The organism is Nostoc sp., assembly GCF_036917395.1.
In the GTDB taxonomy this organism is placed as follows: domain Bacteria; phylum Cyanobacteriota; class Cyanobacteriia; order Cyanobacteriales; family Nostocaceae; genus Nostoc.
This window is the reverse complement of record NZ_JBALDI010000077.1, coordinates 80635-95816: the sequence shown is the minus strand read 5'-3', so window position 1 is coordinate 95816 and position 15182 is coordinate 80635. Positions and strand designations below refer to the sequence as shown.

The window sequence follows — 15182 nt, the reverse complement described above, 5'->3', positions numbered from 1 at the left end:
TTTTCCTTAATCCGCGCAGGCTAACTACCCTGCGAGAAGGCTTTGACTAGCTTTGTATAGCCAGTGCGATGGTCGGGAAGCGAACCGCCTTCTCTACGAGACGCTTTGCGTAGCTTGCTTCCACGTTCGCGCTAGCGTCTCCGAAGGAGAAGTGGTACGGCATCGCAATCCGGTTCTGTTAAGATTTCCCCGCCTACGGCAATCCCTTAAATAAGGGGGTAAAAGAATGTTGCAAACGACATTTATTAACTATATTCATCCCAAGCCACGGGAAAGGAATAATCTGAAAACGCCGAGAAATTCTGATTGTTGCTACGGGTTTCTTCATCCAGAACTTTGATAACTTTGTTATAAATGTCTTGTGCCTGCTGCGGGGAATCACCGATGCTGGTTAATCCCAACTTGCCAAACTGCGAAAGACAACCTATAAGATGAAACACTGTGCCTGTTTCACTACAGCTGTCAAAGTGCAATCTGTGTTCAGCGATGATATCCATCAAATTATTCGGTAATAATCCCTGATAGCGCTCTTTTTGGAGATTATCAGTGGCGATGTAGTATTTTGGACGACCTTGCTGAGTATAAAATAAACCCGTGGAAAGGTCATAGCGACCGTTTGTTAATAATTTCAAGGTCATGAATGGATGAGTAGTGCCGCCTTTACGCAGGTTAATTTCGATCGCCTGAATATCCCACTCTTTGTTACCCTTGTCAACGGCGATAAAATCTAATCCAAATCGCTCCAAAGTACCTTTCTCTGCTAGTTTTCTGCCAACTTGTAATCCCAATTGCTGTAATTGCAACCGATAGCTTTCATCAGCCGGGAAGCGACAACCAAGATAAATCTGACCGTCTGGGCCTCCGAGAATTTGGTCGTGGGTTGAAAGGATTTCCACTTCGCCATTGGGTGTGATCCTTCCTTGGACGCTGGGCGATCGCTTAATTTCCCCTTCCACAAATGCTTCAGCAAGCGCCCCCAACTCAGGCATTTTTCCGGAAAAACTATCCCAAGTCTCTTGTTTTGCTTGAAAGCGCATTGTTGAGAAGCGATCGCTAATTGCTGCTACCCTTTGGGCCCGAGTCCCTTTGCCTGGTGCTACATTCTCAATTGGTCTAAAGTCTAGCAGCGCATTCCCTTCTCCAGAAATGCCTTCGTTGAGTTTCACCACTACCCGTTTTAATGTTGGTTGGCGTTCCCACAAATCACTAGTAGCTTCTGCCAAATCTGTGTGGTTCCAAACTTTTTCGGTGCCATCTGGATAAGGTAGTCCACTTTCGGCAAAGATTTGCCGACTGCCACTTTTTGTCCCCCAAATCTGTAAATCTGGTGCAGCAGCATACAGTGGTACACCTAATTTTACAGACAATTCGCCTTCCCACTGCGTAGAGTTGTAGCAGATCATAAACGATTTGTCTAGCCTCAAAGCTTGATGAATTCGCTCTAGCAGGCGGGGGCGTTCTAAAATCTTTTGGCTCAGAGGCTTAAGGGAGGAATCGTAAGTAGAAAGTAGCAGCAAGCGATTGCGAGCATGAGAAAAGGGAATTCCTGGCAAAAGTTGCAAGTAATAATCAATGATACTAGGATGCAGTGGTACTGATGTTACATAGATCAGCCGAGTCCGGGGATTCTGCAACCGGATCAAGGAAAATAGTAATCTTTCTTCATAATGCTCGCAGCCTTCGATCTTTTGGAGTTCGCCCTGGTCGATACTCAAAGAGGGAATAATTAAAATATCTGCTTCACTATTGTCAAATAGCTCGCTCGTTTCCCAGCGATCGCGTAGAGTTAATTGTAAGTTGCGAAACTTTTCAACTTGTTCTAACTCGGAAATATTTTCTATTGCCATAACCCCTGCCCTCAAATGATTTCAATGTAGCGCACCATGCAGGCTTTTGGATTATTAGTTTCAGGACTAGTCGTCAGATACTTTTGTAAGGAGTTTAGTCTGCAAGAAGATAGCTATGCAGATATCAGCCAAAATAAATATTAAGATTAATACAAATCGATGACATAATTGTAGGTATTTTTGCAAATAGGAAGTGAGAAAGTATAAAATTTTATTTTCATTGAAATCTTTATTTTCATTTATCGAAAATGGCACGATTCTTAAGCCGATAGAGATGATTATAAACTAATTAAATACCTCTCATTTATTTAATTAATTCTCAGTCTTAAGGTTGAGTAAACTTCCGTCTTTTTACCTCTAAGGAGCGATAAATTAGAGCAATATAATAGTAAACTTGAAAGCAGGGGAAAACTAGAAATCCTTCATCAGACTTCATCAGATGAAAGTTGTGTACTTATTTTTCGTTATCAGCTTCATAGCGTGGATAAACTGTGAAGATAAATGATGTAAGCCGTGTCTAGTTGCGAGCAATAAGTACGTTTGGCAACTATTAAGGTGTATAAACGCCTAAAATTGCAAATGGCATGTGGGAGCCAAAGCAAAAAACAAACCTTGGATCGAAAATTCTATCCAAGGTTTACTTTTGGAATGAAAATTGCTGGAATGAGTGAAACAAGGAGAACACGGGGAATAACCAATGCCCCATGCCCAATTCAATATTCAATATTCAATTACCAAGACAAAACCTATGCCTAAATCAAAAGAGAAAAAATTACAACCGCCACAGGAACAACAAACACCAGGTGTTGAATCAGAAATGACACCAAAACCCAAAGCAGATGATGAGCAGTATCGGGGTAGTGGCAAGTTAAAAGATAAAGTAGCATTAATTACGGGTGCAGATAGTGGTATTGGTCGTGCTGTAGCGATCGCATTTGCTAAAGAAGGTGCAGATGTGGCGATCCTTTACCTGAATGAACATGACGATGCCAAAGAGACAAAACATTTGGTAGAAAAACAAGGGCGTCGTGCAGTAACTATCGCAGGCGATATTGGCGATGAAACTTTTTGTCAGCAAGCTATACAACAAACAGTTGGTGAGTTTGGTAAACTCGATATTCTGATCAACAACGCCGCAGAACAACATCCTCAAGAAAGTATTGAGGAAATCACCAAAGAGCAACTAGAGCGCACTTTCCGTACTAACATATTCTCGATGTTTTTCATGACTAAAGCTGCACTCAAGCATTTACAAGCAGGTAGTTCTATCATCAACACTACATCGGTAACAGCTTATAAAGGTAACCCACAACTACTAGATTATTCTTCCACAAAAGGTGCGATCGTTGCCTTTACTCGTTCTTTATCACAAAATTTGATATCAAAGAATATTCGCGTTAATGCTGTTGCACCAGGCCCAATTTGGACACCTTTAATTCCCTCAACTTTCCCCAAGGATAAAGTTGAAACTTTTGGTAAACAAGTACCAATGGAACGAGCCGGACAACCAGAAGAAGTTGCTCCTAGCTACGTATTTTTAGCCTCTGATGATAGTTCTTATATCTCTGGACAAGTTTTACATGTCAATGGTGGAGAAGTTGTCAATGGCTAATTCAAGAGGGAGTAGGGATCGGGAAGTAGGGAGTAGGGATTTTAATTAGGGAGTAGGGAGTAGGGAGTAGAGAGTAGGGGGAAGAATGGGGAATAATAATTACTGCGTAATGACAATTCTTAGGATGGGGAATATATCTTACTCCCTACTCCCTCACCCCTACTCCCTACTCCCTACTCCCTCGTTAAGTTTTATGTCTCGTACTACGTATCTCGACATAATTCTTTTATTATAGGGGGCTTTAGACCCTAAAATGCAAGTTTTTAAAACACTACTCCCTACTCCCTACTCCCTGTTTTGTAAAATAGTTATGAGTTATGAGTTAGGAATCAGAAACGATATATTTTTAATTTAGAACTCTTAACTTTTAACTTTTAACTCCTAACTATAAACTCTTAACTCCACCCTAATTGTCTTCCATTGGAGGGATGAGTCAATATGGAAATATTGATAATCTGTCTAGCAGTAAACATTTAAGAAATAATAACGACGTCTATGGCATCTCCTACACCCCTGCATGGCACGGAACTAGTAGATTGTGCTAGAGCAAATGCCAAGGAAGGAATTGAAACTGCTGCTTATCAATGTGGCTATGGTCAGGACCTCAACAAATTTGCACGAGAACTGAGACAAGCTTGTGAAGAAATGAATTTACAAGTGAACGAACTCAGCGGATTGATTACTGACCAGGATGCGATATTACAATTGGGTACTGGCGAAATTGTTGCTCCAGATACGGAATCAGAATTGTAAAAGTTAGGAGTCAGCAGTGAGGAGTTAGGAGTGAGGAGTTTTGAATTAAAAAAATATTTAACTCATAACTCATAATTCATAAATTTAAAATTACCCGCGCCAAATTGAAGTAAATCAAAACGCCAACAACATCAACTGCTGTGGTGATAAATGGTGCTGACATTAATGCCGGATCTAAACGAAGGTAGCGAAATAGAAACGGCAATGCTGAACCAGAAATAGAAGCTAAAATAGAAATCGCTACCAGACTAACGCCTACAGCGATCGCTACTTCTAATCGTCCTTGGAGATAATAAGCCCAGACAGTAGCGATCGTACCTAACATTCCTCCCAATAATACCCCAGCGATCGCCTCCCGGCCGATTACCTGCAATACGCCAAGCGATCGGATTTCATCGGTATTCATCCCGCGAATCACGACTGTGGAAGATTGGGCACCCACATTACCACCAGTACCAGTCAGCAACGGCATAAACGCTGTCAGTGTCACCACTTTTGCTAACAAATCTTCTTGCGACTTAATAATTGTTCCTGTGATGGTATTGGTTACAAGTAAGACCAATAACCACACAACCCGCTTCCGAGCAATTTCCAGTAAATTCATCTGAAAATAATTATCGCCCCCCGACTGCACACCACCCAAGGCATAGATATCCTCGGTGGTTTCCTGTTGCAGAATATCAATCACATCATCCACGGTAACAATACCTACTAGACCCTGTTCCCGATCTACCACAGGCACAGCCAGAAAGTCATATCTTTGGATTAATCTTGCAACTTCTTCCTGGTCTGTATCAGTGTGGACAAACACCACATCACGGGTCATAATTTCGCCAATAATTTGCTCAGGCTCAGACGTGACCAACTCCCGTAACGAGACAATTCCGGTTAAGCGCCTTTCTGCATCAGTGACATAAAGATAATAAATCATCTCACTGGCATTAGCAAAGTTGCGAATTCGCTCTAGGGCTTGAGATCCTGTAAAGTTTTCTTTCAGCGAGATTAACTCTAGCGTCATGATTCGCCCAGCAGTATCAGCTTCATAACCCAATAGTTGGGCTGTAGCTTGACGTTCTGCTGGACTGAGTTGTTCTAGCAGGCGATTGACGACTTTTGCTGGTAATTCATCAAATAACCTAGCTCGGTCATCTGGCGACATTTGATCGACAATATCGCGGACTTCCTGGCTTTTAAGTTCCTCGATTAACCGTTCTTGAACACTGTAGTCGAGATATTCATAAACTTTGATCGCCTCATCCTTAAAAAGCAAGCGAAAAGCCAAAGCGTGCATTGCTTTTGGTAAACCCTCAATCGCTTCGGCAATATCCGCAGGCTGCACAGGTACGAGAATAGCTTTTGCTCCCTGCAAGTCTCCCGCTTCTAGGAGCATTTGCAGCTGAGTCCGCACTAAATCTCGCAATTCCCTGCGTGAGAGATTCTGGATGGTAGAGCTTAAATTGTTTGTCTCAGTCAAAGTCCACTTTCCTCAGCCAGTTTGAACAAGGTTGCTGCCCCTAGTCTAGGGGAAAGTGGGAATGTACAACCTCAAACTTGTAATTTTTCCGACTTTGAGTAAATTGAAACCTTTTATAACTTAACGAAATAATCAGGGTTTCGGACGCTGGTATAGTTCACCTACAACAGGGTGAGGAGAAAAGTACAATCATCGAGTAATTCCAGCAGATTGTATTCTCTAACTTAAATGCACGATTGGTGAGGCTTTTGCAAAACTTTTCGCTCCACTGACTTTAGGTTAGTAGTATACCTCTGCTGGGTCTTGTAACAAAGATATGAATTTCAGTTAATATCAAGCAAAGATAAATAATATTTTTTCAAATCTTTAAAAAGTTTTTTCTTTATACAACTTTTATACAACTTTTATATAACTTTTATATAACTTTTATTTATCTGGATAAAAAACATGGGATTATTCGATAGGTTGACAAGTTTATTTAAAGATCATCAAAAATTTGATATTCCTTTAAAAAGGTATATATTAATGTGAATTTTTAAATAAAGTTTCACAAAAAAGATAGACATAACACTGTGATTTAGTGTCAAATGTGTAGTTGATTAATCCAAAAACAATACTTAAACTAAAATATGTAAATTTATCATTTTTAACTACTTAAGTATGTATCTGCCCTGATTGGGCGTTGCTTCACTCAAACTTAATGCACCTGCATATCAGTAAAATTAGAAGCTTTCAATAATGGTGATTTATAATTTTTGTTTGATTAAATTCACCAAATTGAATTTATATGTATCAAAAACTCAGAAATTTGTCGAAAGAAAACAAAGATTCATAAGGACTAATACGCCCTTCAAGTAATCTCTAGTATTTTTTGTCATACACAATTTTCCTATATATCTGCTTTCCGAGAAGATATAGGAAAATATATCACGTCATGCTTTTTTATTTTTATGTTGAGCTAAATAGGCAGCACAGTAGTAAAGCAGATGAGGGAAGGAGGATATATCAAAGGAATAATTTGTATCAGCAATTAAGTGAAATCGGATCAGCATTCATTAATAAATATATTAATAGGCTAATAAAGATTAGCTTATCAATATGTTTAAACCTAGCAGTATTACGTATTTTTACCTTGAAAACATTAAATATAAAACTAATCCTAAAGCCTTGATTATGGCGTTAGTTTTAGCTCTATTGTGAGGCATATATCTCAATGAATTCACAGAATAAACAGTTGTCAACATCTGTAAGTCCAACAATTGCTGCTCCATCATCTGGTCTAGATAAGGCACAACTCAGTATTTCCGGGTCTAGCAGCAGCGTGCTCTCTCAAGGAGATGGACTCAAAGCACAATACTATGACAACAAAGACTTCACCAACCTGAAGGTAACTCGCACAGATCCGACGGTGAACTTTAACTGGGGCCAAGGTTCTCCAAATCCATCCATAGGTGCTGATACCTTCTCAGCACGTTGGACAGGTCAGGTGGAAGCCAAGTACAGCGAGACTTACAAGTTCTACACCACTGCTGATGATGGTGTGCGACTGTGGGTCAATGGTCAGCAAATCATCAATCAGTTTGTCAATCAATCTGCCACAGAATCTAGTGGCTCGATCGCACTGGTTGCAGGTCAGAAGTACGATATTAAACTTGAGTACTACGAAAATACCAGCTATGCCGTTTCCAAACTGGCTTGGTCAAGCTCCTCTCAGACCAAGGAAATCATTCCCCAGTCCCAACTGTATAGTAATGTCAACACACCTGCTAATGGCAACGGACTCCAAGCCGAGTACTACGACAACAAAGACTTCACCAACCTGAAGGTAACTCGCACAGATCCGACGGTGAACTTTAACTGGGGCCAAGGTTCTCCAAATCCATCCATAGGTGCTGATACCTTCTCAGCACGTTGGACAGGTCAGGTGGAAGCCAAGTACAGCGAGACTTACAAGTTCTACACCACTGCTGATGATGGTGTGCGACTGTGGGTCAATGGTCAGCAAATCATCAATCAGTTTGTCAATCAATCTGCCACAGAATCTAGTGGCTCGATCGCACTGGTTGCAGGTCAGAAGTACGATATTAAACTTGAGTACTACGAAAATACCAGCTATGCCGTTTCCAAACTGGCTTGGTCAAGTTCCTCTCAGACCAAGGAAATCATTCCTCAGTCCCAACTGTATTCACCAGTCCTTCAGTCCACTATCACCTTAGGATCATCTTCCACGACTGTGAACGAAGGCAGTGGTAGTGTTACCATAAATTTGCTGAGAACTGGTGATTTAAGCAGCACTTCTTCAATCAAGTATGCAACCATAGCTGGTAGTGCTAAAGCAGGAATTGACTACGGAAGTGAAGGCACCGAAAGCGCTGGAACACTTATTTTTGCGGCGGGACAAAGCAGCAGACAGATATCCATTCCGATCAATGACGATTCATTAGCAGAACCAGATGAAACTTTTAATTTTGTGATTGATCAGCCAGGGGGGGCAACACTAGGACTCCAAAGAACTATCGGAATTACGATTCAAGATAACGATAGCTCTAGCCTCGATTTCACTCAGCCAGTAGTTAATGAGGATGCAAGTACTGCTACGGTGACAGTTACACGGGGTAATGCCTTGGGGGCTGCTAGTCTGGACTACATAACTGTGGATGGGACTGCTAAAGCTGGATCTGACTACAAGGCTGTATCTGGAACCTTAGCCTTTGCAGCAGGACAAGCCAGTAAGAATATTCTTATCCCCATTATTAATGACACCGTTGGGGAGCAAAATGAAGCGTTTACTTTGAAGTTCAGTAAGGCAGTTGGAGTGCAACTAAATACTCAACAGACAACTGTCACTATTATCGATAATGACCCTGGGAACTTTGCTTTCGATACGGTAGCTTCTGGTTTGACTCAACCCACAGCTTTTGACTGGACATCTGACGGTAAGCGGATGTTCATTGCCCAGAAAGATGGGGTAGTGCGAGTTTTGAACAACGGCACCTTATTATCAACACCATTTATTGATATTTCTGGACAAGTTAATGATACGCGCGATCGCGGTTTGTTAGGCATTGCCGTACATCCAGATTTTGGCAAAAATCCAAATGGCAACAATTATGTTTACCTCTTGTATACCTACGATCCACCAGAAACCAATCCAAACAATTCTAAGAACAATCCCAACAGCACATTGGACAATGCCGATCAGAATGGGAATCGGACTGCACAGCTAATTCGGGTGACAGCTGACCCCAAGACTAATTACACTACTGCTATTGCTGGCAGCCAAGTTGTGCTGCTGGGTACTAATGCCACTTGGGATAATATCAGCCACCCAGATGGAAATAGTACAAATGTCTCACTTGGCTTCGCACCATCAGGAATTATCAACAAAGATACTGGTAAGCGGTTTACCAGCTTGCAGGATTATCTCAATAATCTCGATAAAGTCGAAAATGTCCAGAATTTTATAGCCAACGATAGTGAATCTCACTCAGTTGATTCTGTGCACTTTGGTACTGATGGTTCTCTGTTTGTGAGCGTAGGAGATGGCACTTCCTACAATGGGATAGACCCCCGAGCAATTCGCGTTCAGGATGTGAATAGTCTGTCTGGCAAGATCCTGCGGATTGATGCGATTACTGGTAAAGGCTTATCAAGTAATCCTTTCTACAACGGTGACCCCAATAGCAATCGTTCCAAAGTTTATGACTTAGGTTTGCGTAACCCCTTCCGTTTCACAATTGATAAAAAGACTAATACCCCTGTTATTGGTGATGTTGGCTACTATCTTTACGAAGAGGTCAATGTCGGAAAACCAGGAGCTAACTTTGGCTGGCCATTCTTTGAAGGTGGCCTTGATGCGAATAATAATATCGTCAGCCTGAAACAACCAAACTATGATGACCTAGATGCAGCGAAAGCCTTCTATAGTAGTGGCAAAACTGTTACAGCACCAGTTTACACCTACAAGCATTTTAGTTCTAATTCGATTGTTTTGGGTGACTTTTACACAGGCAATACTTTTCCCTCAATCTATCAAGGTGCGTTATTCGTTGGTGATTTCAGTCAAGGAACTATCGATGCTTTGACATTCGATAGTCAGGGCAAATTTGTCTCAGTTAAGCGGTTTGCTACCCTGACAGAAAAACAAGGAGTGGCTGTACAAATCACTACTGGACAGGATGGCAATCTGTATTACGCAGACATCGCCAACGGCAATATTGATCGCTTCCGACCTGTTTAAAGATCACATATCACATAACAGTGAACAGTCAGATGACTGTTCACTGATTTTGGTCAAGATAACTTTGTCAAAAATCCCAACAATTTTTTGGTATTTGATGTTAGGAGTGTATGACGATAAGCATCAGCTGCTTTTTTAATAGCTTCGGCTTGAGTGGGATAAGGATGAATTACACTGCTTAACTTACTCAAACCGATCTTATTCACAATTGCCGTAGTTACAACTGATATCATCTCACCCGCGTGACTGGCGACAATAGTTGCACCGATAATTTCATCAGACCGCTTTTTATGGTGGATTTTGAGAAATCCTGACTCTTCACCATCTGCGATCGCTCGGTCTATACTACTAAAGGGTATCTTAATTGTCGTCACCTCAATCCCCAACTTCTGCGCCTCGTGTTCGGAAAACCCTACATGGGCAATTTCTGGATCAGTATAAGTTACCCAAGGCATTACCAGACTACTAAGTTTGGAGCGTCCTAAGCCAAAGGGAGAAAACAGCGTATTTTTAATCACAATCCGCGCCGCTGCATCGGCAGCATGGGTAAACTTCCAGTTCATACAGATATCACCAGCTGCATAAATTTTAGGATTGGTCGTCTGGAGATAATCGTTTACCTTCACACCTTGGCGCTGATCATATTTTACCCCCACTGCTTCTAAATTCAGACCTTCCACATTTGGCGATCGCCCCGCACATACTAAAATTTCATCTACTGTCACCGAATCTCGATGACCATTGGAGGAAAAGTAAAGCCGTTTCCCCTGAGTAACTGTTACCACTTCTTCCAACTTGGAATTTAGTACCACGCGAATTCCTTCGCTAATCAAAACGTTTTGGAGAATTTCAGCAGCCTCAACGTCTTCTTTATTCAGAAGATGAGAACCGCTATGGAAAAGTACCACCTCAGAACCCAAACGCCGGAAAGCTTGCGCCAATTCGCAACCAATGGGGCCGCCACCAATCACCGCCAAACGTTCCGGTCGTTGAATCAGGGAAAAAACCGTCTCATTAGTTAGATAACCCGCCTTTTCAATTCCCGGAATCGACAGTTGTGCAGCTCTAGTGCCAGTAGCAATTACAGCTTTTTTAAACCGGAAGGTTTTGTCGCCAACTTCCACGGAATTTTTACTTGCAAATCGACCGCTACCCAAAAAGACATCAACACCCAAGAATGAGAAGCGTTCCGCCGAGTCGTTATGGCTGATACTAGCCCTTATCCGCCGCATCCTTGCCATGACTTTGGGAAAATCAACATCAATATTATTATATTGGGGAATATTAACTCCCAAGTCTTTAGCATCCCAAATTTCGCCAACAACGCGAGCAGACCGAATAATAGTTTTAGATGGTACGCAACCAACATTTAAGTAATCCCCACCCATGAGATGCTTTTCAATTAACGCCACTTTTAAACCCAAATCCAGACCTGCCGCCTCTGCTGCCACCACTAATCCCGCCGTACCAGCACCAATTACTACCAAGTCGTAAACATCTGCTGGTTGAGGATTAACCCAATTTGGCGGATGGACATGAGACACCAATTTTTGGTTATACTCATCCATTGGGCGAACTGTGACTCTCTCTAAATCTGAATTGGACATTGGTGGAACCTCATTTGAGAATTAAAAATGCTCAAGTCAACGCCTTTGCGGTATTCAAAATTAAGAATCCCGATAAATTTAGGCGGCTCAATCTTTTATTTTTAATGGTTGTTTAACAACGAATACAGCCTTTGAACTGTTTTGTCCGTCTGGAATTGACAGATTCTATTGAAGTTTTCGTGTATAAAGGTTTCAGCAATGGATAATTTATCTTTAAGTGATTAGATATTGGTGTAGAGACGCGTTAAAAGCGGCACGAAGTGTAATTTCGTGTCTTTAGAAGGTTTTTGAAATCACGTAAAATCATTTTCCTCGCTGAATTCAGCAACGCCTGAATTTTTAATTGCTACTTACTTCCTTGTTCATTTGCACAGCCCGACCGGGAGACAATGAGATAACTTTGACACTTAATGACTGAGCAATTTCTCCTGTGCTATCTTCTGAGCCAGCATCTACTATAGCAGTCCTAAATCATTTGTAAAAATAAATTAACCGCAGAGGCACAGAGGAGGGCAGTTGCATGGGCGGGTTTCCCGACTTGAGCAAACTGCCCGTAGCGCAGAGAGAGGAATTGGAGATTTTCACGACTCATTTAGGATTGCTATATGATTACTTCTATATCTTTACTGGGTTGAGTAGTTGCGTTGGCGTAGCCCACCGTAGGTATCGCTTCTTGATATTCCCCGCTTCACTGAGTACCGGAATAATATAAATTTTGGCAGCAGCAATATTCTGACTCATGATTGCTGAGTTTTCTTTTCCAGTTGGTCAGGAAATGAACACTCTACCGTTACCTTAAGATTGCTCTCAGCCGTGCCTTTAGTTACGTAAGGTATACCTGCTTCACCGCCAACTTTGATCCCAAATTCAAGAGTGACTTTATTAATATTAGCAATAGGAATTTTCTTAAAAGCATTGAGTGTATAAACAGTGTAAGCCCGAATTGTGCCTTCAATTGCTTGGAAATTTTGCACTATCTGTTTTTGTGCAACATCAGCATCCCATCCCTTATCAATTAGTGCTTCTTCCTCTCCCTGTGGGGATTCGATGCTAACTGGTGGTACATCTACATTATCTGTGGCTTCAATGTAAATAATCGTGCCATCTTCTAACTGGATAGGTGTGAGTTGAGTCATGGGTAAATCTTGGATAAAAGAATTGCGTGTAAGGTAGCACAGCCGTAGTAACCTACAAATTTTTACGGAAAATGCGGTAAATTTCTTGTAGAAGCTAGGAAATAATTGGGCACAACTATCATAGGGCTTTCCAGGATGAGTCGAGACGCTTTGGTGGTGGGAATTAATACGTATGACCGCTTAAAATGTCTCAACGCACCAGCTGCGGATGCTGAAGCGATCGCTCAAATCTTACAACAACATGGGGAATTTCAGGTAACGCGGCTCCCAGCAGTCAAAGATAAGGAAAATGAGACGGTTCGCATTGGTAAGCAAACCAAAGTTGCTTTAACTCAGCTAGAAAAAGCCATAGTCCAATTATTTAAACCAGATGGGAAGCCGCCAGATACAGCGCTACTGTATTTTTCTGGTCATGGATTGCGGAAAAATTTAGGAATTCAGGAAGGGTTTTTAGCAACGAGTGAAGTTAACCCCGATGCGGGTAATTGGGGATTATCTCTACAATGGCTGCGGCGACTGCTGCAAGAAAGTGAAGTCAGACAACAAATTGTGATTTTGGATTGCTGCTATAGCGGGGAAGTGCTAAATTTTGCAGAGGCAGATCCAGGCGATCGCGGTAAAGGCAGAGACAGGTGTTTTATTGCGGCTTCTCGTGGTTTTGAAGTAGCTTTTGAAGAGATTAACAGCCAACACAGCGTCCTAACTGCCGCACTGCTCAAAGGTTTGGAACCAAAACAAGACCGTTGGGTGAGTAACTACACCTTAGTAGACTTGCTCAATCAAGAACATCACCCCTTCCCCCAGCGTCCCATTTTTGCTAACTCTGGTGAAGCAATTAATCTCACCCGCAAATGGAATTCCTCTCCTATTAACCCCACAGTACAAATATCAGCTATTTGTCCTTACAAAGGGTTGTCTTATTTTGATTGCACAGAAGCAGATGCCAACTTATTTTATGGCAGAACAGCGTTAACCGACGAATTATTAGAAAAAGTGCGATCGGGTAATTTCTTAGCTGTCTTGGGAGCATCAGGAAGTGGTAAATCTAGTGTTGTGAGAGCGGGTTTACTTTATCAATTAAAGTTAAGACGCAGGTTATCGCGTAGTGAAACTTGGCAGTTAAAAATATTTCGACCAGGGATTAACCCCTTACAAAATTTAGCACTGGCATTTGTAGAATCAGAATTATCAGATATCGAACGCGCATCACAATTAGCAAAAGCTGAAGAATTAATTGCTAGAGGCGCAATTGGTTTAGGACAGTTGATTACTGCTGCACAAACTCAACGCGTAGTGCTAGTGGTAGACCAATTTGAGGAAGCTTTTACTCAATGTCAAGACATTACAAAACGACAGCAGTTTTTTGAATGTGTGCTAGGTGCTTTGCAGCGTGATGACAATAAACTTTGCCTAGTAATCACAATGCGGGCTGATTTTTTGGGCAAATGTCTGGAACAAGAGTATGGCGGACTAGCTAAGAAAATTCAAGAGTATTTAGTAACAGTAACACCGATGAATCGGGAGGAATTAGAAACAGCAATTATCAAACCTGCTGAACAGGTGAACTTAGCAGTAGAACCGGAATTAGTTTCTCAAATGATTGCAGATGTAGAAGATTCACCGGGGAGTTTACCGTTGTTGCAGTACACGCTGACAGAACTATGGCAGCAAAGAACTGAAGAACGGTTAACCTTGACTACGTATAGCAAACTAGGTGGAGTCAGGGGAACCCTGCAAACACGCGCTACAGAAGTTTATGAGTCATTATCACTTGAAGAACAGCAAGCAACAAAGCGGATTTTTTTAGAATTAACGCAGTTAGGAGAAGGAACAGAAGACACACGCAGACAGGTTGTGCAACGAGATTTAGTTACTTCCCAGCATCCAGAAGCTTTAATTAATAGAATAATTCAACGGTTAGCTGATGAGAAGCTAGTTGTCACCAGTACCTTATCTAATCAAATTGCTGTGGTAGATGTGGCACATGAAGCACTGATTCGCCATTGGTTGCTATTACGCAAATGGATTGAGGAAAGTCGGGATATATTGCGACAACAGCGAAAAATTGAAGCGGCAGCTATTGAATGGCGAGATAGGCGAAGGGTTAAGGATTATCTGTTTCAGGGGAAGCGGTTGAGAGAGGTAGAAGATTTTCAGCAGCAACAAACTGAGAACTTAAGATTATCTGACTTAGCTATTGAGTTTATTCAAGCAAGTGTCAGACAAAGACGGAATAATCGCTTTCGGTCAATTGCTGTTTTTTTAATTATCCCGCTGGGTTTATCAGTATATGTCGGCATAGTTATTGAGAAACAGATTAGGATAAACCAACTTTGGCAAACTGTTGATACTGCTAAAGGAAAGAAGGATAGTCAGGCAAGAATTCAAGCATTTGAAAAACTAGTCGAAGCTGGCGAGAATCTAGTTAGTAAAGATTTCAGCGGTGCCAACTTCAGGAATGCCGACCTCAGGAATGCCAAGCTCAGCACTGCCGACCTCAGCCGTGCCGACCT

At 41.7% G+C, this 15182-nt stretch carries 9 protein-coding genes and 1 pseudogene; 4 read left to right on the top strand and 6 right to left on the bottom strand.

What is annotated here, in order from left to right:
* Positions 1 to 245: 245 nt before the first annotated feature.
* On the bottom strand, positions 246 to 1847 hold the full coding sequence (locus V7K46_RS26035; protein ID WP_335118316.1) for a peptide ligase PGM1-related protein: 1602 nt from the start codon (positions 1845 to 1847) through the stop codon (positions 246 to 248).
* Positions 1848 to 2595: 748 nt separating this feature from the next.
* On the opposite strand from V7K46_RS26035, the gene V7K46_RS26030 reads away from it, so the two are divergent.
* Positions 2596 to 3459 (top strand): SDR family oxidoreductase, encoded by an 864-nt coding sequence (locus V7K46_RS26030; RefSeq protein ID WP_335118314.1) that lies wholly within the window; start codon positions 2596 to 2598, stop codon positions 3457 to 3459.
* Between the two features lie 495 nt (positions 3460 to 3954).
* Positions 3955 to 4212 (top strand): hypothetical protein, encoded by a 258-nt coding sequence (locus V7K46_RS26025; protein ID WP_335118312.1) that lies wholly within the window; start codon positions 3955 to 3957, stop codon positions 4210 to 4212.
* Between the two features lie 76 nt (positions 4213 to 4288).
* Here the strand turns inward: V7K46_RS26025 and mgtE are convergent, their stop codons facing one another.
* Entirely contained in the window at positions 4289 to 5686 is a 1398-nt protein-coding gene (gene mgtE, locus V7K46_RS26020) for a magnesium transporter (RefSeq protein WP_335118310.1), read from the bottom strand.
* A gap of 1213 nt (positions 5687 to 6899) precedes the next feature.
* Here mgtE and V7K46_RS26015 point away from each other — a divergent pair.
* Positions 6900 to 9926: a PA14 domain-containing protein gene (locus V7K46_RS26015; protein ID WP_335118307.1), complete on the top strand. Its 3027-nt coding sequence runs from the start codon at positions 6900 to 6902 to the stop codon at positions 9924 to 9926.
* Positions 9927 to 9979: 53 nt separating this feature from the next.
* On the opposite strand, the gene V7K46_RS26010 is transcribed toward V7K46_RS26015, so the two are convergent.
* The 4 genes from V7K46_RS26010 to V7K46_RS25990 form a co-directional block, all read right to left on the bottom strand.
* Positions 9980 to 11533, bottom strand: coding sequence for a mercuric reductase (locus tag V7K46_RS26010; protein WP_335118305.1), 1554 nt, complete (start codon positions 11531 to 11533; stop codon positions 9980 to 9982).
* 466 nt (positions 11534 to 11999) lie between these two features.
* A complete protein-coding gene (locus V7K46_RS26000; RefSeq protein ID WP_335118303.1) occupies positions 12000 to 12125 on the bottom strand; it encodes a hypothetical protein in 126 nt (41 codons plus the stop codon).
* Positions 12126 to 12148: 23 nt separating this feature from the next.
* Positions 12149 to 12274 carry a hypothetical protein gene (locus V7K46_RS25995; protein ID WP_335118300.1) on the bottom strand — a complete coding sequence of 42 codons (126 nt, stop codon included), beginning with the start codon at positions 12272 to 12274 and terminating at the stop codon, positions 12149 to 12151.
* The gene (locus V7K46_RS25990) at positions 12271 to 12669 is read right to left on the bottom strand and encodes a CU044_2847 family protein (RefSeq protein WP_335118298.1); all 399 of its coding nucleotides are present in this window, start codon (positions 12667 to 12669) and stop codon (positions 12271 to 12273) included. The genes V7K46_RS25995 and V7K46_RS25990 overlap by 4 nt, the downstream gene beginning before the upstream one ends.
* Positions 12670 to 12804: 135 nt before the next feature.
* Between V7K46_RS25990 and V7K46_RS25985 the strand changes: the two are divergent.
* Positions 12805 to 15153, top strand: a pseudogene (locus V7K46_RS25985) (nSTAND1 domain-containing NTPase); the annotation flags it as partial.
* Positions 15154 to 15182 lie beyond the last annotated feature (29 nt).

Bases quoted from the DNA above. Each gene is read 5' to 3' on its own strand.
- V7K46_RS25990 (WP_335118298.1), bottom strand. From the start codon at position 12,669: ATGACTCAACTCACACCTATCCAGTTAGAAGATGGCACGATTATTTAC.
- V7K46_RS26030 (WP_335118314.1), top strand. From the start codon at position 2,596: ATGCCTAAATCAAAAGAGAAAAAATTACAACCGCCACAGGAACAACAA.
- V7K46_RS26025 (WP_335118312.1), top strand. From the start codon at position 3,955: ATGGCATCTCCTACACCCCTGCATGGCACGGAACTAGTAGATTGTGCT.
- V7K46_RS26000 (WP_335118303.1), bottom strand. From the start codon at position 12,125: ATGAGTCGTGAAAATCTCCAATTCCTCTCTCTGCGCTACGGGCAGTTT.
- V7K46_RS25995 (WP_335118300.1), bottom strand. From the start codon at position 12,274: ATGAGTCAGAATATTGCTGCTGCCAAAATTTATATTATTCCGGTACTC.
- V7K46_RS26010 (WP_335118305.1), bottom strand. From the start codon at position 11,533: ATGTCCAATTCAGATTTAGAGAGAGTCACAGTTCGCCCAATGGATGAG.
- V7K46_RS26035 (WP_335118316.1), bottom strand. From the start codon at position 1,847: ATGGCAATAGAAAATATTTCCGAGTTAGAACAAGTTGAAAAGTTTCGC.
- V7K46_RS26015 (WP_335118307.1), top strand. From the start codon at position 6,900: ATGAATTCACAGAATAAACAGTTGTCAACATCTGTAAGTCCAACAATT.